This window comes from Bacillus sp. UNC125MFCrub1.1 (assembly GCF_000701305.1).
GTDB classification, from domain to species: Bacteria; Bacillota; Bacilli; order Bacillales; family Bacillaceae; genus Bacillus; species Bacillus altitudinis.
Map to the genome: position 1 here is coordinate 148,003 of NZ_JNIG01000009.1, position 25,903 is coordinate 173,905.

Annotated in this window: 25 protein-coding genes; 7 read left to right on the forward strand and 18 right to left on the reverse strand. The window is 41.6% G+C overall.

Going from position 1 to position 25,903, the window contains the following annotated elements; genetic code table 11:
• The first annotated feature begins 246 nt into the window (after positions 1–246).
• On the forward strand, positions 247–1,191 hold the full coding sequence (locus tag N521_RS00975; RefSeq protein WP_231493287.1) for a M23 family metallopeptidase: 945 nt from the start codon (positions 247–249) through the stop codon (positions 1,189–1,191).
• An 81-nt stretch (positions 1,192–1,272) separates the two neighbouring features.
• Here the strand turns inward: N521_RS00975 and N521_RS00980 are convergent, their stop codons facing one another.
• Positions 1,273–1,503 carry a hypothetical protein gene (locus N521_RS00980; protein WP_035389306.1) on the reverse strand — a complete coding sequence of 77 codons (231 nt, stop codon included), beginning with the start codon at positions 1,501–1,503 and terminating at the stop codon, positions 1,273–1,275.
• Between the two features lie 192 nt (positions 1,504–1,695).
• Here N521_RS00980 and N521_RS00985 point away from each other — a divergent pair, with 192 nt between their 5' ends.
• Positions 1,696–2,160 carry a DUF2691 family protein gene (locus tag N521_RS00985; protein ID WP_035389308.1) on the forward strand — a complete coding sequence of 155 codons (465 nt, stop codon included), beginning with the start codon at positions 1,696–1,698 and terminating at the stop codon, positions 2,158–2,160.
• Positions 2,161–2,238: 78 nt separating this feature from the next.
• On the opposite strand, the gene yunB is transcribed toward N521_RS00985, so the two are convergent.
• The 4 genes from yunB to N521_RS01005 form a co-directional block, all read right to left on the reverse strand.
• Positions 2,239–3,009 (reverse strand): sporulation protein YunB, encoded by a 771-nt coding sequence (gene yunB, locus N521_RS00990; RefSeq protein ID WP_017367991.1) that lies wholly within the window; start codon positions 3,007–3,009, stop codon positions 2,239–2,241.
• A gap of 69 nt (positions 3,010–3,078) precedes the next feature.
• Positions 3,079–3,384 (reverse strand): YunC family protein, encoded by a 306-nt coding sequence (locus tag N521_RS00995; protein WP_007500404.1) that lies wholly within the window; start codon positions 3,382–3,384, stop codon positions 3,079–3,081.
• Positions 3,385–3,451: 67 nt separating this feature from the next.
• Positions 3,452–4,825 carry a bifunctional metallophosphatase/5'-nucleotidase gene (locus tag N521_RS01000; RefSeq protein ID WP_035389310.1) on the reverse strand — a complete coding sequence of 458 codons (1,374 nt, stop codon included), beginning with the start codon at positions 4,823–4,825 and terminating at the stop codon, positions 3,452–3,454.
• A gap of 63 nt (positions 4,826–4,888) precedes the next feature.
• A complete protein-coding gene (locus N521_RS01005; protein WP_008346854.1) occupies positions 4,889–5,740 on the reverse strand; it encodes a DUF72 domain-containing protein in 852 nt (283 codons plus the stop codon).
• Between the two features lie 317 nt (positions 5,741–6,057).
• On the opposite strand from N521_RS01005, the gene N521_RS01010 reads away from it, so the two are divergent.
• Positions 6,058–7,230: a PucR family transcriptional regulator gene (locus N521_RS01010; protein WP_035389311.1), complete on the forward strand. Its 1,173-nt coding sequence runs from the start codon at positions 6,058–6,060 to the stop codon at positions 7,228–7,230.
• Between the two features lie 64 nt (positions 7,231–7,294).
• Positions 7,295–8,452, forward strand: coding sequence for an oxalate decarboxylase family bicupin (locus N521_RS01015; protein ID WP_035389312.1), 1,158 nt, complete (start codon positions 7,295–7,297; stop codon positions 8,450–8,452).
• Between the two features lie 48 nt (positions 8,453–8,500).
• On the opposite strand, the gene N521_RS01020 is transcribed toward N521_RS01015, so the two are convergent.
• A complete protein-coding gene (locus tag N521_RS01020; RefSeq protein WP_035389313.1) occupies positions 8,501–9,694 on the reverse strand; it encodes an MFS transporter in 1,194 nt (397 codons plus the stop codon).
• Between the two features lie 163 nt (positions 9,695–9,857).
• Positions 9,858–11,093: a pyridoxal-phosphate-dependent aminotransferase family protein gene (locus N521_RS01025; RefSeq protein WP_035390169.1), complete on the reverse strand. Its 1,236-nt coding sequence runs from the start codon at positions 11,091–11,093 to the stop codon at positions 9,858–9,860.
• Positions 11,094–11,266: 173 nt separating this feature from the next.
• On the opposite strand from N521_RS01025, the gene N521_RS01030 reads away from it, so the two are divergent.
• The gene (locus N521_RS01030; protein WP_035389314.1) at positions 11,267–12,145 is read left to right on the forward strand and encodes an endonuclease I family protein; all 879 of its coding nucleotides are present in this window, start codon (positions 11,267–11,269) and stop codon (positions 12,143–12,145) included.
• A 15-nt stretch (positions 12,146–12,160) separates the two neighbouring features.
• Here the strand turns inward: N521_RS01030 and N521_RS01035 are convergent, their stop codons facing one another.
• The 9 genes from N521_RS01035 to N521_RS01075 all read right to left on the reverse strand — a co-directional run bounded on the left by N521_RS01035 (position 12,161) and on the right by N521_RS01075 (position 20,769).
• Positions 12,161–12,904 (reverse strand): IucA/IucC family C-terminal-domain containing protein, encoded by a 744-nt coding sequence (locus N521_RS01035; RefSeq protein ID WP_035389315.1) that lies wholly within the window; start codon positions 12,902–12,904, stop codon positions 12,161–12,163.
• Positions 12,905–12,925: 21 nt separating this feature from the next.
• The gene (locus tag N521_RS01040; RefSeq protein ID WP_035389316.1) at positions 12,926–13,963 is read right to left on the reverse strand and encodes a FecCD family ABC transporter permease; all 1,038 of its coding nucleotides are present in this window, start codon (positions 13,961–13,963) and stop codon (positions 12,926–12,928) included.
• Positions 13,956–14,972, reverse strand: a complete 1,017-nt coding sequence (locus N521_RS01045) for a FecCD family ABC transporter permease (RefSeq protein ID WP_035389318.1) — start codon at positions 14,970–14,972, stop codon at positions 13,956–13,958. Before N521_RS01045 ends, N521_RS01040 begins: the two co-directional genes overlap by 8 nt.
• 70 nt (positions 14,973–15,042) lie before the next feature.
• Complete coding sequence (locus tag N521_RS01050; protein WP_007500381.1) at positions 15,043–15,996, reverse strand: ABC transporter substrate-binding protein; 954 nt, start codon at positions 15,994–15,996, stop codon at positions 15,043–15,045.
• Positions 15,997–16,135: 139 nt separating this feature from the next.
• On the reverse strand, positions 16,136–17,038 hold the full coding sequence (locus N521_RS01055) for an alpha/beta hydrolase (protein WP_035389320.1): 903 nt from the start codon (positions 17,036–17,038) through the stop codon (positions 16,136–16,138).
• Positions 17,039–17,109: 71 nt separating this feature from the next.
• Positions 17,110–18,021, reverse strand: coding sequence for an alpha/beta hydrolase (locus N521_RS01060; RefSeq protein WP_035389322.1), 912 nt, complete (start codon positions 18,019–18,021; stop codon positions 17,110–17,112).
• Between the two features lie 291 nt (positions 18,022–18,312).
• Positions 18,313–18,741 carry a phosphate-starvation-inducible protein PsiE gene (psiE, locus tag N521_RS01065; protein ID WP_008346998.1) on the reverse strand — a complete coding sequence of 143 codons (429 nt, stop codon included), beginning with the start codon at positions 18,739–18,741 and terminating at the stop codon, positions 18,313–18,315.
• A 38-nt stretch (positions 18,742–18,779) separates the two neighbouring features.
• Entirely contained in the window at positions 18,780–20,087 is a 1,308-nt protein-coding gene (locus N521_RS01070) for a HAMP domain-containing sensor histidine kinase (RefSeq protein ID WP_035389324.1), read from the reverse strand.
• Positions 20,074–20,769, reverse strand: coding sequence for a response regulator transcription factor (locus N521_RS01075; RefSeq protein WP_035389326.1), 696 nt, complete (start codon positions 20,767–20,769; stop codon positions 20,074–20,076). Before N521_RS01075 ends, N521_RS01070 begins: the two co-directional genes overlap by 14 nt.
• 236 nt (positions 20,770–21,005) lie before the next feature.
• On the opposite strand from N521_RS01075, the gene N521_RS01080 reads away from it, so the two are divergent.
• Positions 21,006–22,211, forward strand: a complete 1,206-nt coding sequence (locus tag N521_RS01080; RefSeq protein WP_035389328.1) for a DUF418 domain-containing protein — start codon at positions 21,006–21,008, stop codon at positions 22,209–22,211.
• Positions 22,212–22,291: 80 nt separating this feature from the next.
• Here the strand turns inward: N521_RS01080 and N521_RS01085 are convergent, their stop codons facing one another.
• Positions 22,292–23,224: a helix-turn-helix transcriptional regulator gene (locus tag N521_RS01085; RefSeq protein ID WP_035389330.1), complete on the reverse strand. Its 933-nt coding sequence runs from the start codon at positions 23,222–23,224 to the stop codon at positions 22,292–22,294.
• An 83-nt stretch (positions 23,225–23,307) separates the two neighbouring features.
• Here N521_RS01085 and N521_RS01090 point away from each other — a divergent pair, with 83 nt between their 5' ends.
• On the forward strand, positions 23,308–23,952 hold the full coding sequence (locus N521_RS01090) for an FMN-dependent NADH-azoreductase (RefSeq protein WP_035389332.1): 645 nt from the start codon (positions 23,308–23,310) through the stop codon (positions 23,950–23,952).
• 77 nt (positions 23,953–24,029) lie between these two features.
• Here N521_RS01090 and N521_RS01095 read toward each other — a convergent pair whose 3' ends face one another.
• On the reverse strand, positions 24,030–25,886 hold the full coding sequence (locus N521_RS01095; protein WP_035389334.1) for an alpha/beta fold hydrolase: 1,857 nt from the start codon (positions 25,884–25,886) through the stop codon (positions 24,030–24,032).
• Positions 25,887–25,903 lie beyond the last annotated feature (17 nt).

A 25,903-nucleotide genomic window follows, 5' to 3' on the forward strand; every position in this document is an offset into this window, starting at 1 on the left:
GCCGCAAAAAATTGAATCTTCGGCCTAAGGCCTTTTCTTTAGACACTTTAACATAGTACAGATTGAACAACAAGGGAATGAGCTGCAAAAATACCCAAAAGACTCCTAAAATAACAGAAGAAAATTACTAACATTTTCTTCTTATGAAATAACGTGATCAAACCACACTAAACGGTAGAAGAGATGTTCGAAGAAAGGAGATGGATGTTTGTGAAAGTGGTTTTAGCGATCATCATCGCTCTTTCAATGATTCCCGCATCAGTCCATGCACAAGGGGCAAACAAACAGCCTGATGAATTAAAACAGCGAATGGCACTGTATGAAAAGATCGCCATCACCACACAGGTCCCGTGGTATGTACTTGCTGCGGTTGATCAGTATGAACACAATATACGCAAAAGCAGAAGAGATTTACCAAAACAAACAGGTGTGATTGGCATCTACATTCCCCGGGAAATGTGGATAGGACCAGAAAATCCAAATAAGCAAGATACCTCACCATTAAGCATTAAAGTGTTCGACGGTATTGGGCTTGATGGAAATGGGGATGGAAAAGCGGAAATCGATAACGATGAAGATGTCCTGTTCACGTTTGCTCAATACTTGCTTCATTACGGCAGCAGCATCGACCAATTAAAAATCGCGCTGTGGGATTATTACGGACGTGATCAAACCGTTGGAATCATTTCATCTTTTATGAAGCTCTATCAGCATTACGGCCATCTTGACCTTGGAAAGCATGCGTTTCCTCTTCCGGTTGGCGCTGACTACAGCTACAGGAGTACATGGGGTGATGCGAGAGGCTTTGGAGGCAGAAGAATTCATGAGGGCACTGATCTTTTTGCTCATTACGGTCTTCCTGTTCGTGCGACATCGTACGGCGTGATTGAAATGAAAGGCTGGAACCGCTTTGGCGGCTGGCGGATCGGCATTCGAGATATTCATAATCATTATCATTATTTTGCCCACTTAAATGGCTTTGCTAAAGGACTCAAAGCTGGGCAGATTGTAGAACCTGGTCAAGTCATCGGATCAGTCGGAAGCTCCGGTTACGGTCCACCTGGCACAGCAGGAAAATTCCCGCCACACCTTCATTACGGCATGTATAAAGACAATGGACGAACTGAATGGTCGTTTGATCCTTACCCTCATTTAAGGGCATGGGAAAGAGCCGAGCGGAAACGTCATTAAATAAAAGGAGAAGTTTAGCGATACCGCTTGCTTCTCCTTTTGATATGTATCAACATTTCCCCGGAAATCATGCTTAAGCAATTACTGCTTATGCTTTTCTTTCAATCCTAAAACTAAAAAAAGAATCCCCATAATGAAAAAAAGGAGATACACAACTGTTACTTCAAGTGGAATCATGTCAAACATCCCTCTAAATAAGTCGACACTCAAACTGTCACTCCCAGCTAATAATATCGATGCTGACATATATTTAGCACTAAATACAATGGCAAATACCAAAAAACAAAACCCGCTTACATAAATTTTCTTCATATCAATCAAATCCTCCTCTCACTTTCATAACAGACGATCGTGAAAAATCAGCCTTCAGGATAGCTATCACTATTTAAAAAAGTAAAACAATGAACATTTATCATGACATGTAATCCGTATGGAATCAACTGGTTAATTAGGATATGATGAGCCAATGAAAGACTACTTCACAAAGAGTTAGGGGGTTGTTTTTTGAAAAGAGGAATGACCTTTACCATTCTAAATGAATACGGAGTCTTCCTTGGAGAAGTGCTAAAACCGATCGACATCACCAAATTCAGCTGGCGAATCGATACCGAAGACTCGAATATACTAGTTGATGGCGAAAAAGATGAAGAACTTTTTCCTGAAGGTAAAACAGAAATGGACGGTATAGAACTCAAACACCTCATTGAAAACAAGACGTATTATATGATTTTCGCCGATTTACAAGCATATCCAAAAGGGACATTGTCTCATATTAAGACCTTTGAAGAATTTATTGAAAGCCAATGCGAGCTTGTTCTTTTGGTGGCCGATTGCTCCTATGTCACGATCTATTGCAAAAATAAGGGAACACTCGAATGCCTATACAAGAATGCAGTTGAATGTGGATTTGAAGACGTGACCTATATCACCGATGAAAATGATGCAAGGACAAGACTGTCTGTTTCGTAACAACAAAACGTTCATCACAAAAACACTATATGCAATCACAGCGTATGAAAAAAACAGCCCAATTCGTCCATTGGGCTGTTATTCTTTCTTCTCCTTTTTCTCTGGCAGAACAATCGATGGTGCGCCTGAATTTGTTCCGCTGCCATTATAATAATCTGGGACGTCTCCTTGAACGGCTTGGATGGAGACAGGCACGGAATTTTTGACGACGATGGTTTCTGAGGCGAATGGGATGATGACTCTCACCTTCACCTCAATGAGCACACTAATATCAATCAAGGCATTGTTGATGCCATATGGCTTGATGTTTTTTTCAACGTCCGTATGCGGGTCACCAATGACACTGAATCGTACAGGTACTTTTGGTCCTAGGTTGGCGATAAGTGCATTTCCGGACGCTTGCCCAAGCGGAATGTTATATATAATGCCGTCATGTCCATCTGTTTGATCCTTTAATGCTTCTTTTGCCTCTTTTTGAAAATTCCCCTTTTCAATGTCCTCTAGATTTTTTTGAAGGTGACGTGACAGGTCAGCCATTGCTTTCGATGTTGCTTGCGCATTGAAGTCGATAGTTGTCACTTTTCCGTTCTCACTTGTATTCATCACAACCATATCTTTCATATTCTCCTGATCATCTGCAAAATCCTGAACAGAATATTGGATGAGATGATTGGCGATTCGTTCTGTTTCTAGTTCAGCAATGTGAATCAACGTTGGTTTAATGGAACGATTGATGAAGAATAGGCTAATGACAGTTGAGAGCACAAAAAATAATACGGCAAGCAGCATGACGTAACGAAATGGCAGAGGGCCCTTTTTATAGGGGCGATAACGGCGGTTCAATCTCAATAAAAAATCCCCCCTTCTCCATTACAAGTGTATGCAGACAGGCGGGGGGATAGGAATCATCTGTACATTTTATTTCACCATTTTTAATAATGCATCTCTTCCAATTGTGCCAGCATGAATGCCGAGTGACTCAGCGGCATATGTCACAGATTCTAAAGGTGCATCCAGCAATTGCTCGATGGTTCTTACACCGACTGCTCTTCCTGCGATGATTCCTCTATCTGCAAGCTTTTCATTTAAGAGCCCGACATCAAGTGCACCGCACATAATATAACCATGCTCATTTGTCACTGCCATGAAATTGGTCTTTGGCAGTTTGACGGTGACGGCTGTAAAGGAATGGCCATCAATTGTAATAGGTGTTAAATTCACCATATCCCTTCACTCCCTTCAACACAATCTATGTGAAAGGAGGGCAAGTGTTGTTAGGCTGGAGCGGATTTCACTTGGCGTCCTTCAATCGCCAGCTCAGGACATCACGTAAAAATTCCGGCATGAAATATTCAATGTGTTCATGGTCACGTATATGAGGAAAAAGAGAGCCAAGTGTATACATATCCACTGTGCCAACCGTATAAGAATCATCTTCTTTGACGAGTTGATCGTTTACATAGACATCTTTTACTCGTTTGGTTTCGCCCTCTTCTAATGAATAAGTCAAACCGCTGTATAGCATTTTCCCCATCAGTTCGCCTCTAAAGCCAAAGCCTTTGATGCGTAGCTGTTCCATTTTTTCTTCACAGCCACGAGACACTGTTTCGATCAATTGCTTCCCAGTAAGTATCACCCTGATTGGATTAATGGGATGCGGGCATATCCGGTGAATGTCCTCTCTTGTGACGATGCCAGCCTCTAATGAATCAAGCACCATCCCTGCATTCATCATGCCGATATCTGCCTCGCACCATTCTTTAATGGCATCTGTTAAAAGCTGCGGAAGCGGGGAGTCATCAAACCACTTTGTTTCGAGCTTTGATTCAATGGATGTCACTTTTTCCTGCATGAGTGACTTCGCTCGTCTTTCAGCTTTCTGTAAAGTCGTGATCGCTTTATCGGATTCACTGATCAGCTGGTCCACTGATTGCACCGTCGCTTTTTTCTCGATGAGCTCGCTACTCGCTGTATCAATGGTCAGCTCGACACAGCCAATATAATGCCCATACTTTTCAGCACAAGCAAGAAGAACGCCATTATCCATCTCGCCCTGTTCTAAAAGATGATGCGTATGTGAACCTAAGATGATGTCGATTTCCGGGAAGTCATGAGCTACCTCTCGATCATGGATGATGCCTAGATGGGAAAGAAGAACAATGACATCGGCTTGTCCTTTCACTTCTTGCAGCATCTCCCGTATGCTCTCAAATGGGTCTGTAATGTCCCAGCCCAGCTTTTCATAGACAGGTGTATACGCAATGGTCACCCCTAAGATGGCGATTTTCAGTCCATTCTTCAATGTGATCACTTCATAAGGCTTTGCCCACGATGGTCTTTTGCCTTTTTCAAATAAATTAGATAAAATCACCGGGAATTGCGCGTCTTTGTACAATTGGTCGAGCTGCTCATGAGGCAACGTAATGCCTTCATTATTACCAATTGTGACGCCATCATAGCCAAGCTGATTGAGGAGTTTGACATTCACTTTTCCATAATCCGCTTCTGATACAAGGTTTACTCGATCCATATGATCGCCAATATCAAATAAGAGCATCTGATCGTGAACTTGACGCTTTTCTTCAATATAAGCTGCGATTTTTGGCCAATTTTCAAAGTGGCTGTGCAAGTCGTTTGTATGATATAACCATAGCTTCTGCAGCATGTTGATCTCTCCCTCAAGTTGTCACTGAACCGTCTCGTTCAAGTTGAAAGCCGCAGCTCTCGTTTAACTAAATAAATCTAACTGCTTCGGGGATAAGCTTGAATACGTCAAATCCAGCAAATCAATCATTTGCTGGCCATTCGCTGCCGCATCTCCGCCTGAGTTATTATTAAATACGACATATACATCTTTCGACTGCTGATGCAGGATGTCGAGGTTCTTTTTCCATTCCTTTAGTTCAGCTTCATTATATAAATATAAGTAACGAACTTCACGCCAGTTCTCATGATCTGCCGGGTGAAGCCAGCCTTGTTTATTTCTTCCGTGGAAACGGACCAATGTTTTGTCACGGTGTGTGGCTTTTATGACTGGCGGTATAGACCCTTCTCCGACTTGCGGTTCATCACAGACGGAATGAATCCACCCTTCTTTCTCCATAAAGGATAAGGTTTGTTCATAAAACTCGTCTGAAAACCAAGTCCGGTTTCGGAATTCAAGTGCACAAGGAATGTCCCCCATCTTCTCCTTACACCATCTTAAATAGTGGACGTGCTCCTTTTTGCAATCAAACCATGGTGGAAATTGAAACAGAACCATCGCCAGTTTCCCTGCTCGAATGAGAGGAGTCAGTGAAAGAATAAAGGCATCAAACATTTCTTCCTTTGAAGCAAACGGGATCTCGCCTCGTTGATGCCCGGTCATTCCTTGATATGCTTTCACGACAAATTGAAAGGCGTCTGGCGTATCTTTTATCCATTTTTCATGGTTGCGCTCAGGCTGAACAGCATAAAAGCTTGCATCCAGTTCCACAATGGGAAACGTTGATGCGTAGTGAAACAGCTTTTGAGAGCTGCCGATTCTCGGCGGGTACAGACTGTCATGATCGCCCCAGCCAGTTAATCCGATATAAATCATCTATCTCACCTCTTGCCACTTGCTTGTCTAAACGGATTTTCCCATTGAAAATCTTTGTTTCTTGGGATACCCATCTTTCTGAAAGAAATTCTTCTGTCTACAACATATCATATTTACCCATTTTTCTGAATGAAGATGACTGATGTGACGTGATTTTGCTCTGCCATCTTTTTTGTGATATTAAATGACAACTTTCTATCTAAATTGAATGGAGCTGATAACATAACATTTATATCAGAGACTTTGACAGCGATTGTCCATTTTTTTATTCATCTTCACCAAAGGCTTCAGCTCTAAAAAAAGGAGAATGAGTGGATATGAACATTGTCGATCATCATGTTGAAGTATTGCAAAAAGTGGCCCAAAGAATTCATCAGCCTGTCTATTTGATCAATCAGTATGGACGTATTCTTTTCACCTCACCCCAAGGTATGACAAACCCAGATTGGATACAAATGCTCCGCTTGTTTCACAGTACGCAGCAGCATTATTTTTCTATGGTTCATTCAAAAGAAAGCGTTTCTGTTTTTCCTATCTATATAAACGAACAAGCTTATGATTATTTAGTCGTTCCCGCCTTCATTCATCCTCAAGACGATATGGAGCTACATTTGACCATTGTACAAGCTGTAAATGCCATGTCCATTTCACGTATCAAACAACATGCCATCAAGCAATCTACAGGGCGAGCCAAAAATGAATGGTTTCGCAAATGGATGGAGGGAACGATTTCCTCAGAGCAAGATGTCGCCTGCCTGGCACGCATGTTTGGATTAAACACAACGATTCCCTATCTATGTATCGTCTGTCAACTTGATCAGAGCAGTCATTTCACTTGTTTCCTTAAGCAGCAAACCCTTGTAGATGATGTGTTTGCTTTACTTGAAAGCACCCTTTCGCACTGTCCATTTCCCGCCTTTCTTTTTGTCAAAGGAGATATCGGCATCTTCCTTATAGAAGAGACTGGCGGCTGGCTGGCAATGAACAAATCGATCTGCTCTTTTTTAAAACAAATGCAGATCCTTATTAAACAACATGTGAATGCCACCATTTCCTTTGGTGTGAGCTTAAGCGGTTATCTCATCACCGATCTGCCAAAAGGATTCAGTGAAGCTGTCCATGCTCTGCAATCAGGCCAGCTCTCATTAAGAGCTGAATATATTCAGTTCTATCAAGCAAAAGATGTGTCAGATTTACTGAAGCTCATCCCACCAAAAGATTTAACAATATTCTATGAGCGGTATCTCCACCCATTATATGAACAACCACAAGTCGATCCAAACCTTCTCCACACCTTATCTGTTTATGTCGAAACACATTGCCACATTTCAGAAACAGCCAAGCGTTTATCTGTTCATCGCAACACCGTGATATATCGACTGGAGAAATGTGAAGAACTGCTTCAGATCAGCCTAAAAGATCCTGACGCAACATTGCGCTTGCGCTTAGCTTTGCGTATTCAAAAGCACCTTTCATCCGATTCGGATTGAATCTTTTTTTCTTACGTCTCATATATTTTGGAGGAGAAATGTGAATGACAAGGAGTGGTGTCAAATGGATGAGGAGATTCGTCACATCCCGCAACCGATTCGAGACGATGGAGCCGGCGCAACCGATTTAGGCCCGCGAGACGTTCTGCGCGATATGGAGAACCCAGATATGTTCGTTCCCCCTAAAACGGATGCGGGGACGATTCCTAATTTAAAATTTTCATATTCTGATACACATATGCACTTGAATCATGGCGGCTGGTCGAGGGAAATTACCGAGCGAGAGCTGCCTGTTTCAACAACGATTGCTGGTGTGAACATGCGGCTTACGCGCGGAGGTGTTCGTGAGCTTCATTGGCATAAGCAGGCGGAATGGGCGTATATGATTTTAGGTAAAGCCCGGATCACATCTGTAGATGCAGAAGGACGGAATATGATCGCTGATGTAGAAGAAGGAGACTTGTGGTATTTCCCGCCCGGTATTCCGCACTCCATTCAAGGTCTTGAGGATGGCTGTGAGTTTCTCCTTGTGTTTGATGATGGTGCTTTTTCTGAATTTGATACGTTCACCATCACAGACTGGTTTGCTCATACACCAAAAAACATTCTTTCTACTAATTTCGGCGTGCCAATCAAGCTGTTTGACCGCATTCCACATAAACAGCGCTATATGTTTCAAGGCTCTTCACCGGCATCTATTGAAAGCCAAACAGTCTCTGATCCATACGGCGGCATCAAACCGCCATTTACCCACCAGCTCCTTCGTCAAAAACCAATCGTGACCTCTGGTGGAACCGTGCGAATCGTCGACTCACGCAATTTTCCAGTATCTAAAACCATTGCTGCTGCACTTGTGGAGGTAAAACCTGGCGGGATGAGAGAAATGCACTGGCACCCGAATAATGATGAGTGGCAATACTATTTAACCGGTACAGCCAAAATGACGGTTTTTGGGGCAGGCGGGACAGCTCGCACTTTTAATTACAGAGCAGGTGATGTTGGTTATGTTCCTTTCGGGATGGGGCATTACATACAAAATATCGGGCAAACGAGCCTTTGGTTTCTAGAAATGTTTAAAAGCGATCGATTTGCTGATATTTCATTGAACCAATGGATGGCCTTAACCCCTCCTCAATTAGTGAAAGAGCATTTGCATGTAGACGATGCATTGATTCATGCGTTGCATAAAGAAAAATCACCAGTTGTGAAGTATGAGCGATGACGAAAAAAACCGATCCATTTGTGCTGATCGGTTTTTTCTATGCTGTCATTACGATACGGCATGGGAATGTTGCTGCGCTTTTTTCGCCCATAAAATAGAAGCAATGAAACTCATACAAAGCACCAGTGTTCCAAACATAAATGGGAGCTCAATATTCACATCAAATAAAATACCCGCAAGACTTGGCCCGACGATATTCGCAAGGCTCATAAAGGAGGTATTGAGGCCGCCTGCTACCCCCTGCTGATTCCCTGCCATTTTAGAAAGTAATGTATTGAGAGCTGGACGAACAAACGAGGTGGCTGATAAAAATAAAATGGAGCCCGTAAAAATGAGCCAAAAGGAAGGAGCAAAGCGGCAGGCGATCAGCATAAATGCCGCAGCTAAAAGGGCATAACGGACGACACGCATTTCGCCAAATCGTTTCACAAAGGTATTTACTAAAGCACCTTGAACGATGACACCCGCAAGTCCTGCTACTGTAATGACAAATGCAATATCCTTCGGTGTAAAGCCATGTTTTTGGTCGACATATAAGCCAAAGATCGATTCAAAATGAATGATTCCGAAATTCAAAACAAAGGCCAAGATAAACAAAAAACCGTATGGTGTTTTTAAAGCCTGAATCATCTGCGTAAAAGGATTGAAATGAAGCTCTTTATTCAATCGTGCTTCTTCCTGCTTTTCCTTTGTTAAAGTTTCAGGTAAAAACAAGAAAGACAACAGCGTCGACAGGGCTGCAAAGGAACCAGCGATGAGGAAAGGAAAAGCAATCCCAAACTCAACCAAATAACCCCCAACACCCGGTCCAATGACAAAGCCTAACGTCATTGCTGCACTAAATAGCCCCATTCCTTTCCCTCGATCCTTTTCACTTGTGATATCAGCAATGTAGGCAAACATGGCGGGCATCAGCAGCGCACCAGCAGCTCCGCCTAAAAACCGAGACACAAACAGCATCCAAAGCTGATCGGCAAATGCAAAAATAAACTGGGCAATCGTAAAGCCGGCAATCCCGGCAATAATCAATTTTCTGCGTCCAAACCGATCAGTCAGCGCTCCAGCGACGGGTGATAAAGCAAATTGTGTGAGGCCAGTTGCAGCAACGAGGAAACCAAGTGTTTTTCCAGTTGCGCCAAAGGCTTCAATATAACTTGGCATGACAGGAACGATCAGACCAAATCCAAGCATGGCAATAAAAATATTGAGCATCAAAATGTACAATCTGCCCATTTTTTTCATATTAAAACCTCTTTCTTCAAAATAAATGAAAATGATGACAAAAATGATAAGAACTTCTTCAGTATAGCGATATCGCTCTCTATAAGTCTAGTTTTTCAAAAAACAGCGTTTTTTCCCAAATAAAAAATACCCGCTGGTGGCGAGTATTTTGAGAATCCCTTTTTTATTCAGCTTGTTCATAGATGGAAAGAGCCGCCTGTAACCCAGCGCCACAATTGATAGCTGCTCCATACTTCATCAAGATGGCTTGAAGGCCTGCTAAAACAAATAGAATATTTTCCTTTCGGCAGCTATAGCCCATTGAGCCAATTCTCCATATCCGTCCTGCAAGAGGCCCAAATGAACTCGCAATTTCAATTCCAAAATGATGAAGAAGATCAGCCCGGACCGCTTCTCCGTCGATATCACTTGGAATGACGATACACGTCACGACTGGCATTTTGCAGTCTGGATCACCAAATAATTCAAGCCCCATCGCTTCAAGTCCTGCCAATAAAGCCTTTTCATGAAACAAGTGGCGCTGAAAACGTTCCTCCAGACCTTCCTCTAGCACAAGTCGAACCCCTTCTCTCAGTGCATAAAGCATCGTTGTCGCTTCTGTATGATGATTTAAGCGCCTCGGGCTCCAATAATCTTGCAGCTGGCTTAGATCAAAGTAATTGCTTTTGATTGGAGAAATGTCTACCTGTTTTTGCAGTTCGTCCTGTGTTGCAATCCCTTTTTCTACTTTCTTTCTCGATTGTACGACGTCAGCCACTCGTTCATTATATGTGATCGGTGACATCCCTGATGGAACAGACAAGCATTTCTGCGAGCCCCCAATTGCCGCATCGATTTTCCATTCGTCTACCTTGACCTCGACACCACCAATTGTCGCCACAGCGTCTACAATAAAAAGCGCATCAAGCGCTCGGCATGCTTCACCAATTTTCTCAAGCGGCTGTAATCTTCCGGTAGATGTTTCACCATGAACCATCGCAACAATTTTCGGCTTGACTTGATGCATCTCTGCGATGATGTCGTCTTGCTTAAAAACCGTTCCCCATTCACATTCCATTGTATGTACCTCAGCACCATAGCGCTGCCCAATTTCAATCAGCAAATGACCGAAGCGTCCAAAGACCGGAACAAGCATCACATCTCCGGGCTCAATCACACTGGCAAGCACAGCTTCAAGTCCTGAGCGGGACGTCCCATCAATTGGATAAGCCCATTCATTTTCTGTTTGAAAAAGTGATCGTAATAAGGTCATCGTTTCATTCATGATCTCTGTAAATGCAGGATCAAATTGGCCAAGAATTGGTGTACTCATCACTCGAAGGACTCTCGGATCTACTTCGACAGGTCCTGGTGTCATAATGGTTCTAGTAGGTGTGTGTAGTTCTTTCACGTTATCCATCCTCTCCCTTGCTGTGTCCATCCTTATATGCCCACTTATACAGCAATGCTGATAAAATAGCAATCTCTTTTCTTACGAATTGGTTACATAAAATTTACGATAAATCCATTTATTTCTTTATGGCAATATGATAGAACTAAAGAGTATACATTCCCTATGAAGGAGGAAATAGAATGAAAAAATCTTTATTTGGAACTGTGGCCGCCGGAATTATGATTTTCGGTACATTTGCCGCTCCGCTGCCTCCCGCTGCAAATGCTCAAGGCTTTACTCTGAATGAACCGAGTCAAACCATCACCTTTTCCCCGTTACAGCTACAAACCGAAACATCTGCTCAACAAGCGAAAACAACCGCTTCAAGTCAAATTGATTCCTATTACCAATCTGCTGCTGGCAAATCTGGGCCTGCTCTTAAGAAAGCATTACACGATATTATTGATGATCATACGCAGCTATCCTACAGTCAGGTTTGGGATGCATTAAAGAAAACGGATGAAGATCCAAAAAATCCAAGCAATGTGCTTTTGCTCTATAGCGGTATCTCCAGGTCAAAGCAAGCAAATGGAGGAAACGTGGGACAGTGGAACCGGGAGCATGTGTGGGCTAAATCTCACGGCAATTTTGGGACGAGCCAAGGACCTGGTACAGATCTCCATCACCTTCGGGCAACAGACGTACAAACGAATAGCACACGAGGAAATTTAGATTTTGATATAGGCGGAAATGAATACAAGGGAGCGCCGGGCAACTTCTACGACAACGACTCATTTGAACCTCATAGCCGGGTGAAAGGAGATGTAGCAAGAATGCTCTTTTATATGGCCGTCCGATATGAAGGTGATGATCATTTCCCAGATTTAGAATTGAACAACAAAGTGAATAATGGAAGCGCCCCTCTTCACGGCAAAATGTCTGTCCTATTGAAATGGCACAAGCAAGATCCAGTCGATCAAATCGAACGGAATCGTAACGAAATCATCTATCAAACGTACCAGCACAATCGCAATCCTTTTATTGATCACCCTGAATGGGTAAGAGATATTTGGGAATAAAAAAGAGAGGCACTGCTATGAGCAAGCAGTGCCTTTCTTTTTTTCAAGCGGACAGACGAGACAATAATCAAGGCTCTCTGATTTTTTCTCAAGCTTATAATACATACAGCAAGTCTTTCGATTTGATGTGTCTAGCAAACTTTCATCTAAATTTAAGCTGTGCTGAAAAGGATTTTGCTTCGCTCCGAAAAGATCACCCGATGCCTTCTTCAGAAACAAATAATCCTCCCGTACGCGCTCTTTCATTTTAGGCTCTTCCGTTTCTCGCATCATGCTACGGTAAAGAGAATTGATACGTACCGCTACATTTTCCCATAAAATTGAATACGGAAGTCTTGAAGTACGTTTCAATACATCTAAAAGAGGTGTGACACACTGCGTAAATAGCGTGCGGACGACCTGCTCTCTCCACTCATGACGATCTCCTTCTGACTGAACAAATGAACAGAGCGTTTCATCTAGCTCAATTTTACGATCTTCTCTAAAGACACACGCCTCTGGTGAAAACCGATAGACAGCATCATACATCGTCATCAAGTACAAAGTAGAACTAACAGCTAAATAGGCATAGCGTTTTGAAAACATGGACGCCGCCACTGCTATATTCGGTGCATGCATCGCTTCCTTTTCAGCTTCTAATAAACGTCTGATAGATGCTTCTGAAAAAAGCGCAGCAAGTGTGCGATCAGATGTCATTGGTCCATTTGTGATGTGTACCCCGAAATCAAGTAATTCTCTCTCAACCCACTCTGGCTTCATGTCAAAACCCCCATCTTTCGTTTAACGATTTCGCTGTTGATATAACAAATAAATAAAGAACGGTGCACCAATTGCCGCCGTAAACACACCTGCCGGGACATCTAACGGGAGAAAGGCCGTTCTCGCAACTAAGTCTGCCAGCATCACGAGAATACTTCCAACAAGCGCAGATGCTGGAACAAGCGCAATAAAGGAACGACCGATGATCATCCTTGCCACATGTGGCGCCATCAGTCCAACAAATTCAATACCACCTGCGAATGCAACGGCAATACCGGCTAATGTCACACTCATCAGTAGAAAGAATAACCGCTTCGCCTGAACCTTGACCCCGAGACCTGTTGCAAGGTCATCTCCAAGCTCCTTCACATTCATCGTTCTTGCAAGCACCATGACAATCGGTAAAATCATCAATACCCAAGGAAGCATTGCGATGACGTCCTTCATTGTAGAACCATATAAACTGCCCGTCAGCCAGATGTATGACTTGGTCGTGGTCATCGTATCGCTGAGCACAAGAGTAAACGTCACACACGCCTTCATAATGGCGGAAATCCCAATCCCCATCAAGACGAGCGTGATCGGCTTGACGCCTTTTTTCCATGAAAGCAAATAAATCAGGCATGATACCGCAAAAGCGCCTGCAATGGCCCACAACGACTGATAAGCAATAGGCACAGTGCCCATCCAAAAGACGATGAACATAATGGCGCCAAACGACGCACCGCTCGTAATTCCTATGATGTCAGGCGATGCAAGCGGATTTCGAATAAGACCTTGTAAAATAAGCCCCGATACCGCAAGTGCCGCTCCCACTAAAACCGCAAGCAGGGTCCTTGGAATCCTCAGCGTATTTAATACAAACGTATTTCCCTCGCCTTGTCCGAAGATATGCAGCAGCACATCCGTAGGCGGAATAAACCGGCTGCCCATACAAAGGCTCAGAATAAATAAACCAAAGGCAATACCTGTCAATAATAGTAAAATTAAAAACGTCCGCTTTGAAAATTGAAATGAAATGCGCCCGCCCTTTGAACGCACTGTATATGTTTTAGCCACCTGTCTTCAACCCCTTGCGCACGAGATAAACAAATAGAGGCGCTCCAGCTACCGCCGTCATGACACCAATCGGTACTTCCTGCGGCATGATCAGAAAACGAGCGGCAAGATCTGCGACAAGTAAAAGCGACGCCCCTACAACGGCACAATACGGCAGTACCCAGCGGTGGTCAGGTCCAACAAGCTTTTTCACAATATGCGGCACAAGAAAACCAACAAATCCAATGGATCCTGCGACAGCGACGGAACCACCTGCTAAAAAGATGACAAGTACCCCCATCGTCATCTTCAAAAGAAGCGTACGCTGGCCAAGCCCTTTCGCAATATCATCACCCGATAAAAGGACATTGATCGAGCGGCCAAGAAGCAGCGCCACCACAGTCGCCCCTAGAATATAAGGCAGCACAGGCAGCAGCATATCTATACTTCTTCCTGACACTGAACCAGCCATCCAGAACAGGATGCTTTGAATGGACTGTTCATTGACGATTAAAAGTCCTTGAGTAAAGGACGCAAACAGAGCAGATATCGCAGCACCTGCGAGTACAATTTTGACCGGTGTCAGTCCGTCTCTTCCAATGGAGCCTAGAAGAAAGACGAGCATACCTGCAATGGCAGCGCCTAAAAAGGCCGTCCACATATAACCTGTTAACGACTCGGTAGAAAAGAAAACAATCGAAATCACAATAAAAAAGAGTCCACCTGCATTAATACCTAAAAGATCTGGTGCAGCCAGCGGATTCCTCGTCAATGCCTGCATGAGTGCACCTGAAATCGCTAGACTTGATCCAACAACCGTCGCAATTAAAGCTCTTGATAATCTGGATGTCATGACAATGACACTGTTTGGATCTGACTCATCAAACTGAAGAAACGCATGGATGGTGGCTTTGAGGGAAATTGAGGTTTGCCCAAGAGAAATACTGAGCATAAAAAAGACCAACATCAATACGATGAATCCAGCAAATAGCAGTGCCTTGCTCGAATCCTTTTTTAATAAACTTCTCATCTGATTCCCGCTTTCAATCTGTTATGGAAAAAGGAGAAAATGGTTTTTCACATTTTCTCCTCTGCTACACTTATTTATCAAGCCCTAGACGATCATAAATATCATCAAGCATCATGTTTGCAGCGGTGATACCGCCAGCCATGTTCCAAGTGATTTCATCGACTTTATGCACTTGTTTCGCTTTCACTGCGTCAAGCTGCTTCCATAAAGGATGACTTGTCCACTCTTTATATGCTTTTTCAACTGCTTTATCCTGATCATCCATGAAGTAATAGATCACATCTGCATCCATTTGTGGAATGCTCTCTTTGTCTGTAAGTGTAATGATATCTTGCTTTTTATCTTTGACATTTTTAGGACCTTCAAAGCCTAGCTCTGTTAAAATTGAACCTGCAAACCCAGTTTGATAGATTCTTGCATGATCTGCACGGAAGTTCACCACAGACACACTCATTGGCCAGTTTTTAATGTCTTTCTTTGCTTTTTCTTTGAAGTCAGCGACACGGTCATCCCACTTCGTCAGCAATTCTTTTGATTTGTCTTGCTTGTTTAACGCTTCACCCATTAAATTCACTGTGTCTTTAAAAGTGAACACTGTTTCTGTTGCAACAGTTGGAGCGATTTCTTTCAGCTGATCAAAAATTTGCTCGTGACGGATTTTTGATGCAATGATCAAATCTGGCTTCAGCTTTTCAATTTCTTCTAAGTTTGGTTGTGTTTCCTGCCCAACAATTTTGACACCCTTTAAATCATCTCTTAAATATTTATACGTAGGTGCTTCAAGCCAAGATTCTACAACACCCACTGGTTTAATGCCCATAGCGACGGCTGCATCAGTTGCTCCTTGATACAACGTCACCACACGTTTAGGCGATCCTTTAATTTCAGTTGAACCGATAGCGCTTTCAACGGTTCTTGTTTTCTCATTACTATCTGACTTGCCTTCACTGCTATTACTGCCACAAGCCGCAAGTAATACGATGGAGAGCACAACTAATAGCGACCAAAAAGATTTTTTGAACATGTACCTCACCTATCCATTCTATATGTAGTCATATCGTTTGATAACGATTCTCATTATCACACTATGATTTTATCATAGAAAAGGATGGTGTCAATGTAAATTTTTAAGAAAAAGGTAGAGTGTTGACTAGTTGTTCAGGTTAATTGGAACTTTTCCACATTTGGATTGTATGCCCAATCTTTTTTCCCGATTCTAGTAAAATGGACAAATGAGTATGGTTTTCTATCACTTGGTAAACAGATTGATTTTTCACCTGCTGATTTGGAAGCGCCAGATATGGATGAAATTTGTCTACGTCGTATAACTCATCCTCGCTTCCAACAAACATGCCATAAGGCTGATCCAGCCTTGCAAATTGTTTTTGAGGTGCAGATGGCGTTAAGGCAAGAGACATATTGATGGTAATGCCTGTTAAAAGAAGTGGATCTTGTGCAATCACCCATGCTGGGTAGTGAAATCGTACAGCTTCTGAATGCCCCATCAGCCTTCCTTTTGTCATCGCAGATAGCACAAATTTCCAAACTTGAACTGTGGCAAAAGGGACTTGATTAGACTTCGCTGTGTCAGATTTGTAGCCAAATTCAGGAGCAATAAAAAAGTAACCGTCTACTTTTCTTTTTTCACCCCAAGATAGATATTGAAGCAGCAATCCAGCTCCAGAGGAATGACCACAAAGATAAAGTGCTCCTTCGTGCTGCTGTTTGATGACATCCACAACTTGCGAAATATCTTGCCATACGTCAGTGACTTTGGGTGTATCTCCCTTTTTTCCTCCAGAATGTCCGTGACCTCTCAAATCCAGCAAAAACACATTCACGTGAAAATCATGCTGCAATGTATAGGCAATATGCTCATAACCAGCCAAGCTGTGAGCGCCTCCGCCATGAATGATGATCACATTGGTCTGCGTGTTTGTTTCTGATAAAAACGGATAATAAGCAAGACGTATGCCGTCATGTGATTGAATGAACTGTCTTTCTGGAATAGCTACAGGAGCTGCTTCCTGCATACTTGTAAATGAGAACGGTTCTGTTTCGTTCATAATTAACTTTTGATCCTCCAATTAGAAACGAGAATGGCTAGAGCATTGCTGGCCATTCTCATATTCGCATCCTATTTTGTCATATCCCTCAAAGGGAACGTCTTGCTCTCAATAATAGCGACAATTTGTTTTAACGCTTGGTTCGCTTCGGGAATAGGGAAGACAGGAAAGACGTGATTCATTTTTGGGTATTCGATATAGTTGATGGGAACACCCTGCTTGTCTGCCATCTCTTTGAATTTCCGGGCATCTGGGAGAAAGAATTCATGAGTGCCAATAAAAACAGAAATTCGTCCTAACGATTTGATTTCTCCATAGATCGGGCTGATCAAATGATGTGTTTCATCTGTATCACCTGCATAGGCTTTGCCCGACTCGATCAGTAAATCTAGGTTGAGCATTGGCTCTTTTGGAACCATTTTAGCGATATCAGGATGACTTAATGTCACATCAAGCCATGGTGATAATAGAATCATATTTCCAGGCTGCGGGAGACCTTTTTTTGCTAAGTATTGAGCAAAGGCGAGCGATAAACCGCCGCCAGCAGAATCACCCATGATGACGATTTTTTCTGGTGTTCCTTTTTCTAAAAGAGCTTGGTAAACTGGGAGAACACTCTCGATCGCATCCATATACTGATGATTCGGTGCTTTTGGATAAACTGGCACATACACCGTACTATTTAATTGCTTCGTCAATCGATCCAAGAAACGCCAATGCCATACGAGCGGCTGCTCAATATAGCCTCCTCCATGTAAAAATAGCACCTGATGATCATCTGGCTGCACATCTGATTTCAACATGTACGTATCGACTGAAAACGTGCTGCTTTTGGTGATGTGATATTTCTTTTTCAACTTCTCAGGCAGCACATAAGGTAATTGATTCGCCATTCTTCGTTCTTCTAAATACCCCTCAACATTTAGTTTCTTCTTTGTAAGTACAAGTAACCATTCAACAAACAAACTTTGAATACTTCGCATACGATCGACCCCTATAGATAGAATGATGACAATCAATGTCTAGGAAAAGAATGGTTTCTCTTTTTCTAAAGCATAACATAAGAACTTGTGAATCCGTTAACTGCTTTGGACAGAATACTTTTTCTATACATCTATTCATTTATGAACACCTGTCTATTTATATTATATTTTCTAGATACATCATCATCAATTGTCAATCTTTCAATCATTGTTCATTAATCAACACATATTCAAAAACTGTTCATTTAAACACAAAAAAGACGAGTATTGACCACTCGTCCTTCTTCTTCCTCACTTCACTTCCTCATGCTCATGAGCAGTATCTCTTTTGCTCGCGATAAAGAGTGCACAGGTCATCGCAAGAATGGCCAGTGCCCACCAGAATGTCGATACGGCCTGTTCATGATCAATGATAATCAAACGGATGACCGCTGTGATGCCAATATAAATGAAATAGCGAAGCGGAAAATGAAAGTTGGATTTAAAGTATTTAATAATTAAGGCGATAAATTCAAAATACATAAAGAAGATCAGCAGCTCGCCAAGCATTCCATAATAGCTTTCTCCTTTGTTAAACAATGTTTTATAGACGAATTGCACGATGTACCATGTTTCACTAATTAAGAGTACGCTTAGCGCAATCGCTAGAAAGAACAGGCAGATATTCAGAAGGGCTTGCAGAAGATCAGGTACCTTTTGGAAATTGTTGAATCGTTTCATCAGATTGTTTCCCCATTCCATGATGTTGTTTTTGCTCTCTACATTTTGGTATTCCAAAATCGCAGTACGATGTAGTAGGTATCGTGTTTTTCTACACTTTCAAACTGTCCATGCATTCGGGACATCATCCGCTTGATGCTTCGTTCCCCGAGTCCATTGCTTTCCGGTATGATGTCTGTCTTTTTTATCGCATTGCTCACATGGATTTCAAAGACATCTTGGTCGGATAAAAAAGTGATCTGAATGTCCTTTTCAGGATCTGCGTATTTACGTAAGTTAGACATCACATTATCAAATACTCTGCCAAGCTCCTCGACATTCACATTAATATAGCTATCCGGCATTTCGCCTACAATATGGACCGTGAAATTCTCCTGATGCAGCAGGGCGACCTGATCTGATAGAAGATCATAAATCACTTCTTTCACTGCAACGGTTTCAAGCTCTGACTCGTGCTCTTTATCTAGCAGGAAATAAGCAAATAGATTGTCAGACAGATTCTTTAATTGCAGGGCTTTTCCATACGCACTCGCTATATATTGCTCCTTGCGGGTATCCGCTAGAGCCTCCTCTTTTTTCGCAAATTCAAGATTCATGATGAGTGATGTCAGCGGGGTCCTCATATCATGCGACATTTCGGTCACCAAGCTGCGGCTCTCTTCCTGCAGATCATCAATAGCCTGAAGCTTGTCCAAAAAGGCTGTTCTTAAATCCTCAATGCTCTTTGCAATCATGGCCAATTCATCATGCCCCTTCACTGTCATCTCATAATCGAGCTCACCGCCTTCAAGAATATGAATCTCTTCACGGATCGTTTGCAAGTACCGCAGACTTCGGCGAATGCCAACAAGCACAATCATGAGAAAAATGAGTGTTGCACCAAGCAGTTCTAGTGTAAAGGCGAGATCGTGATATCGAGAGGAGTAAAATCCGTCTACCATAACCCTACCTTCTCCGTCGCTAAATTGAACCGGGTAAGAATGACGCTTTGCGTAGTCGGTCTCCTTTTCTTTCCCATAGGCCGATTCGTCAGCGGCAGAGTAAATCGAGTCATATTGAAGCACTTCATCCTTGTAAACAGTGAGATTAATATAATCTTCTTTTTTCACCCACTCACCGAATGCTTTTCGATCCGTTGAAGTCAGCTCATGTTCTGAAACGTAGCGGCTGAATGTTTGAATGTATCTGGAGGATTCTTCCTTATAGTAATCATCCGAACTTAAATATCCTTCAATCAGGTGATCAGTGATCTTTTGCAGTGTCAAAAAGACAACACCACTTACGATAGCAGCGACCAAAATGAGCAGTGACAGCTTTTTGGTCAGCGTATATTTACGATGTGCCAAACCGGTATCCTCTCCCCCATTCTGTTTTGATATACACAGGACGAGCCGGGTCATCTTCAATTTTGGCACGCAGCTTTCGGATATGCACCATCACCGTATTGTTTGAACAATAAAAATAAGGCTGGCCCCACACGCTTTCATAAATATTTTGAGCAGAAAATATTTTGTTTCGTTTGTTCATGAGCAGTTTTAATATCCGATATTCTAAATCAGATAACTTGATTTGCTGCCCACTTTTCCACACTTCATTAAATTCTTCACTCACCTTCAGGCTACCGCCAACTAAATAGGTTTCTTCCTGTTCCTTTTTTTCCTGATAGATGGTATATCTGCGCAATTGCGCCATGACCCTAGCGTGAAGCTCCTCTTCTGAAAAAGGTTTTGTCATATAATCATCTCCGCCAGCGAGTAATCCTTCGGTTTTATCCCATGTACTAGATCTGGCGGTCAAAAATAAAATCGGCACATTTGAGGTGGCTCTTATTTGCTGGCACGTTTCGATCCCAGAGATACCTGGCATCATAACATCCAAAATCACCAAATCCAGCGAATCATCTACAACATACAATGCCTGCTTGCCATTCATGGCTCTCAACACCTCATACCCTGTACGTGTCAGAGATTCCTGCAACAGGTCACCAATCTCCTGATCATCCTCTACAACTAATATTCGATGGGTCATATCTCTGTCACCTCATCCTCCATGACTTCATTCTTATATATTATTACTATATATCATCTAGCTATGTGAAAAGATACACCATAAATCTTAAGTGTTTATGAATATGATCAATTGCCATCAAGTTGCCACATTTATTTTCAAAAAATTGGATCTTCATAAATAATTAAGAATTGGCCTGTATATTGATTCATTGAAGGATCTATCTTTAGATCCAATACATGAAAAGGAGCATTAATATGAATGTAAGCAAGGTAGAACACGGACAACCAATGAGTCTTAAAGAACGGGTGCATTTCTTGGACATCGTACGAGGATTCGCCTTAATGGGAATTATTTTGGTCAACTATTTTTTGATTGTGGATTCGGTCAAGGGATTTGAGATGGAGTCTAATGATGTATTTCACAACTTGGTGAATTGGTTCGCCTCAGGGAAATTCATTACGTTATTTTCCTTTCTATTCGGGGTTGGGTTTATGATATTTATGGATCGAGCCGCTCAAAAGGTGGACAGCCCGAACAAGTTGTTTGCTCGCAGATTAACGATTCTCTTAGGATTTGGTCTTCTGCATGTCACGTTTGTATGGATTGGTGATATTTTGACCTATTATGCTGTCGCGGGCTTCTTATTGCTTTTCTTTTACAAACGCACAGCCAAAACCCTCCTGTACTGGCTGATCACACTCTTTGTGATTCAATTGCTCACGCCTCTTTTCTCAATGCTGCTCAACACCATCAGTACAGGATCATCAGGCAAGCCGGATTTTGCTGATTTCGAGCTGACTAGCCACAACAGTCTGACTTATTTAGCATCTATTGGTGACCGGTGGGCCGATATGGTCACGATGGCTTCCAGCTCATTTTCCACTGTCTATTCGATGTTCTTCATGTTTTTACTTGGTGTGTATTTTGTGAAAATGTCGTTTTTCAAAAACATGGAGACGAAAAAAGCGATTTGGAATCGTATTTGGATGATTTGTACAATCGCTTTTCTTATCACACAAGGCAGTACGATTATGACAGCGGTCACCCCTTTTGAACATACGCCATGGATGAACATTGTCTCTACACTTGAGCAAAACGGTGGATTAACTGGCAGTATGTTCTATATGAGTTCACTCGCGATGCTGTTTTTGCACGTTCCTCAGCTGCGAGGTGCTTTGATGGTTTTTACCAAGGTCGGACGGATGTCCCTGACCTGCTATTTGCTTCACTCGATCATTGGAACAGTGCTGTTTCTGAAATATGGAGCCGGACTTGCAGATCATCTTCAACCCGCTGGTACGTTCTTCATTGGCATTGGCGTGTATGCCTTCCTTGTCCTTTTCAGTACGTTATGGTTAAAGCGATTTAAGTCTGGACCGATGGAATTTATCTGGCGTCAGCTGACGTATGGAAAGATCAATGACAAATCGAAAACAAATACATTTCAGGCGGCGAAGTAATAGAAAAAAGGCGAATTACGACAGTTCGCCTTTTTTTAATGTGTTAAGTTTTTTGTGATTCAGATACAATCCGTTCATTTTTAATATTGATCCATCATTTCTTGCAATTGAGTCAAATAACTCTCTTTTAATTCATCGGGGTATTCAATTTTCACATGTTTCCCAAATGAGATCAAATAGTGAGTCATATACGATAATTCTTCTTGGTTGTATCCCCCTACAATATAAGGCGTATCTTCAATGATCTCCAATCTCATATTCGGATAATGATTCTTCAAAAACTTCTCTTTCCCTTGTTCCGTTAATCGACATTTAAAAGAGATATCATGATAGGTTTTTTCGTACTCGAGCTGCAGTGCTTTTAATTCTTCCTTCGTAAAAGTGTCTTTCGTTTCTTCTTCGATCATCATGTCCGTCATACAATCACATCTGTAGATGCCCCACTTTTTATTCTGAACATCATATGCTTCGGTGAACCAAATCCCATTTCGATAAAACAACTCAAGAAATTGTAGCCTGATCTTTTTATGTTCATATTGAGTGTATGTCATCTTCACGATTTGATCTTCCATCATTGCCTGCAATATCAAATCCAAATGATGTTGTTCACTCACTGGTGCGACATGATAGTAATGAATCACATCCAAAATCTCCGTGATCCGATGTTTTCTCTCATCAGACATTGTAGCAAACAGTTTTTGGCGAATCTGTGAGTAAGACTTTTTAAATGGTGTTGCTGACAACAGATCTAAGGCTTTAAGAGCGAAAAAAATGGCTTGAACTTCATCTATTTGAAAATAGATCGGAACCAATGGAGATTGATTCACGAGCCGATATCCTCCATGTCTGCCATTTTCAACATAAAAAGCTAAGCCCATGGACTCTAGCTCTTCCATATCTCTTAAAGCCGTACGTTTAGAAATGCCAAATTCAGTTTCTAAATCTTTTAATTGAAATGAATATTTATCACTTAAAAAAATAAGCTCTTGGTTTAAGCGTTCTGATTTTTTCATTTGATTTTCCTTCTGAAAAAGGTGACATGTTTTGTCACCTTTATATTTTATACTCAGTTTATCAAAAGAAAAGGAGCATGTATATGCAAACACTAATCATTAACGCGCACCCTGATTTCACTCATCAAGAAAGTTATTCAAACAAACTGCAAGCACTATTTTTAAAGCAGTTTAAAGAAAGATTTCCTTATGAGGAGCCTACCATTTTACATTTATATGGAACTGAAATTCCTCGTATCGAAAAAGACCAGCTGCTAGGAATTTGGGATAAGCAAGCATCTGAACAATCATTAACAGCTGCGGAGAAAAAAATCGCCGCTTCTTCTGCTGCTTTATTGGCTCAATTCAAAGCACATCATCGAATCGTGATTGTATCACCTGTTCATAATTTCAATGTGACGTCACGTATGAAAGATTATATAGATAATATCTTCATTGCTAGAGAAACGTTCAAATATACAGAAAATGGTTCAGTTGGTCTGATGACTGATGATTATCGTGTACTTTTGCTTCAAGCAAGCGGCTCAATTTTCACAAATAACGATCGCTACACACCTCTGGAATTCTCACATTACTACCTAAAGGAAATATTCCAAAACTTGATGGGTTTTCATCAATTTCATATTGTCCGGGCACAAGGAACAGCGATTTTAGATCAAAGGACTATCTTACAATCTGCATCTGATGATATGACGAAAACCTTAGATGCGTTTTATGCACATCGTTAACCTCTATATTTTCAAGACCCAGAACGAAAAATTTTGCTCACTTGTCATCAATCTTATTTTTCGTTTTGGGGTGACTCCTATCTACTAGTACAAATATTATTGATGACTAATGCTGCCGTTTCACTCGGGTGGCTAAGAGGGAAATGGTGGCCATACGGAACAAAATCAACCTTCCCAAGATGTGATGGCGCAGAATAGCCTCTGTCATACTCCCCCCAAATCATGTGTAAGTTATCCTTTGTGACTTCTTTAAAGTCACCCTGATCGGTTTTCAGTAATAAATGGTTAAGCTGAACCGTCGTATTTAAAATTCTAGGAGAAGTAAAGCTGTTTCTGATTTTTTCAATATAATGTTTAGGGATGCTCTCCGTGCTTTCAAACAAACCATTTCTTAATACATAACGCTCTATCATTTTAGGAGTTGCTAATTTTAATGACCATTTGTTCATCCATTGTGGAACATTTAGCGATTTAGCATTTTTTTTAGCAACAGGCGGCTGAAGTAAAGTGATGGAATACTTCTTATCTATGTAATTTTGTGCTAAAGCTTCTAGAAGAATATACGCACCGAATGAATGACCGATTAGATGTGCACCATTCGTCGCTTTCTCTATTACTTTTTTCACTACATTTAAATAGATGTCTAGAAGATGTTTCGCTCGTTTAAATGGAGAACGCCCCAAACCAGGAAGGTCCAAGATCCATACAGGTTGACCTGTTTTCTCATGAAGCTCTTGTGCTAAAGGAAATAAATCTTCTCCATCACTCAATAAACCATGTAATAAAATAAACGGCTTCCCCTCTCCTTGTAATTGGTAAAGGGTGTTATTATCGCATAATGTTCGTTTAAATAAATGTTGGTGCTCACCATTTTGAGCCATCATTCGATAATCTAGATCAGCTACTACAGCAGGGAAAAATGTCATGACACTCGTCTTCTTAAACCAATCTTCTCCCATTATTTTTTTCGCTGAAACATTTGAAAACGTTCGTTTTGTCATAAAATTCAATCCGTCAGAAGGAATGTTTGTGAGTTTACTTACACCACTCTTCATGATAGCTTTCATCAGTGGCATTGGGACAGAGATGTTTGGTGCCTTCATATTCATACTTTCTGACATCATACTTAATAGTCCAGCAACGTTCTGATCGTGCTCTTTGTCTTCAACAAGTGTATATGTTTGAATAGCCGGCTGCTCCAACTTGAAAACCTGTACAATACACTTCGCAAACTCATCGTTTGAAATAAGTGGTAACCGATAGTCCTTACCTCCAGGAATCACCGGCATGAGCCCTCTTCGCATACTCTTTACAAGCAAACCCAATCCTGCAATTTGCTCTGTACTCCCTGTTTGACTACTACCAACGACAGTTGGCGGATTAATGACAGAAAGCGGATAACCTACTGCTGATGCCTGCTGACGAATATAAAGATCTGCTAAAAACTTTGTTCTCTCATAAGGATTTTTTATTTTCAAGTAATCGTTTCCTTCTTCAAACACGTCGATGGCAATCTTGCTATTTTGATCATCAAAGGGACTCATATAACCGACAACATGAATAAATTGCTGCAAACCCTTCAATTGATGAATACTTTTAGCTAAGTCACTTATATGTTTGGCGCCATTTAAAAAGACAGAAGCTGCCTCATTACTGGTTGCTTGAATATCCATGGGTCCACCTGCATGAATGATCACATCTGTTCTCAATACCCTCTGCTGATCTTCAGGACTTAGACCCAAATCGACTTTCGTCAAATCACCTTCAACAAAGTGCATCACTGCCTCTTTTAAAATGCCTCTTTCTTGAAAAATGCGTGTTGCTTTACTTTTTGACCTCACTAAAAGAAGAATGTTCACATCCTCTTTGACTAATTCTTTCACTAATTGCTTTCCGATAAACCCTGTTCCACCAATTAAAAATACTGTTTTCATATGAGGTCTCCTCTTTA

Excerpts from the sequence above, each read along its gene's own strand:
- N521_RS00975 (WP_231493287.1), top strand. The coding sequence starts at position 247 with ATGATTCCCGCATCAGTCCATGCACAAGGGGCAAACAAACAGCCTGAT.
- N521_RS00980 (WP_035389306.1), bottom strand. The coding sequence starts at position 1,503 with ATGAAGAAAATTTATGTAAGCGGGTTTTGTTTTTTGGTATTTGCCATT.
- N521_RS00995 (WP_007500404.1), bottom strand. The coding sequence starts at position 3,384 with ATGGTGAATTTAACACCTATTACAATTGATGGCCATTCCTTTACAGCC.
- N521_RS01000 (WP_035389310.1), bottom strand. The coding sequence starts at position 4,825 with ATGCTGCAGAAGCTATGGTTATATCATACAAACGACTTGCACAGCCAC.
- N521_RS01005 (WP_008346854.1), bottom strand. The coding sequence starts at position 5,740 with ATGATTTATATCGGATTAACTGGCTGGGGCGATCATGACAGTCTGTAC.
- N521_RS01010 (WP_035389311.1), top strand. The coding sequence starts at position 6,058 with ATGAACATTGTCGATCATCATGTTGAAGTATTGCAAAAAGTGGCCCAA.
- N521_RS01015 (WP_035389312.1), top strand. The coding sequence starts at position 7,295 with ATGGATGAGGAGATTCGTCACATCCCGCAACCGATTCGAGACGATGGA.
- N521_RS01020 (WP_035389313.1), bottom strand. The coding sequence starts at position 9,694 with ATGAAAAAAATGGGCAGATTGTACATTTTGATGCTCAATATTTTTATT.
- N521_RS01025 (WP_035390169.1), bottom strand. The coding sequence starts at position 11,093 with ATGGATAACGTGAAAGAACTACACACACCTACTAGAACCATTATGACA.
- N521_RS01030 (WP_035389314.1), top strand. The coding sequence starts at position 11,267 with ATGAAAAAATCTTTATTTGGAACTGTGGCCGCCGGAATTATGATTTTC.
- N521_RS01035 (WP_035389315.1), bottom strand. The coding sequence starts at position 12,904 with ATGAAGCCAGAGTGGGTTGAGAGAGAATTACTTGATTTCGGGGTACAC.
- N521_RS01045 (WP_035389318.1), bottom strand. The coding sequence starts at position 14,972 with ATGAGAAGTTTATTAAAAAAGGATTCGAGCAAGGCACTGCTATTTGCT.
- N521_RS01050 (WP_007500381.1), bottom strand. The coding sequence starts at position 15,996 with ATGTTCAAAAAATCTTTTTGGTCGCTATTAGTTGTGCTCTCCATCGTA.
- N521_RS01055 (WP_035389320.1), bottom strand. The coding sequence starts at position 17,038 with ATGAACGAAACAGAACCGTTCTCATTTACAAGTATGCAGGAAGCAGCT.
- N521_RS01060 (WP_035389322.1), bottom strand. The coding sequence starts at position 18,021 with ATGCGAAGTATTCAAAGTTTGTTTGTTGAATGGTTACTTGTACTTACA.
- psiE (WP_008346998.1), bottom strand. The coding sequence starts at position 18,741 with ATGAAACGATTCAACAATTTCCAAAAGGTACCTGATCTTCTGCAAGCC.
- N521_RS01075 (WP_035389326.1), bottom strand. The coding sequence starts at position 20,769 with ATGACCCATCGAATATTAGTTGTAGAGGATGATCAGGAGATTGGTGAC.
- N521_RS01080 (WP_035389328.1), top strand. The coding sequence starts at position 21,006 with ATGAATGTAAGCAAGGTAGAACACGGACAACCAATGAGTCTTAAAGAA.
- N521_RS01085 (WP_035389330.1), bottom strand. The coding sequence starts at position 23,224 with ATGAAAAAATCAGAACGCTTAAACCAAGAGCTTATTTTTTTAAGTGAT.
- N521_RS01090 (WP_035389332.1), top strand. The coding sequence starts at position 23,308 with ATGCAAACACTAATCATTAACGCGCACCCTGATTTCACTCATCAAGAA.
- N521_RS01095 (WP_035389334.1), bottom strand. The coding sequence starts at position 25,886 with ATGAAAACAGTATTTTTAATTGGTGGAACAGGGTTTATCGGAAAGCAA.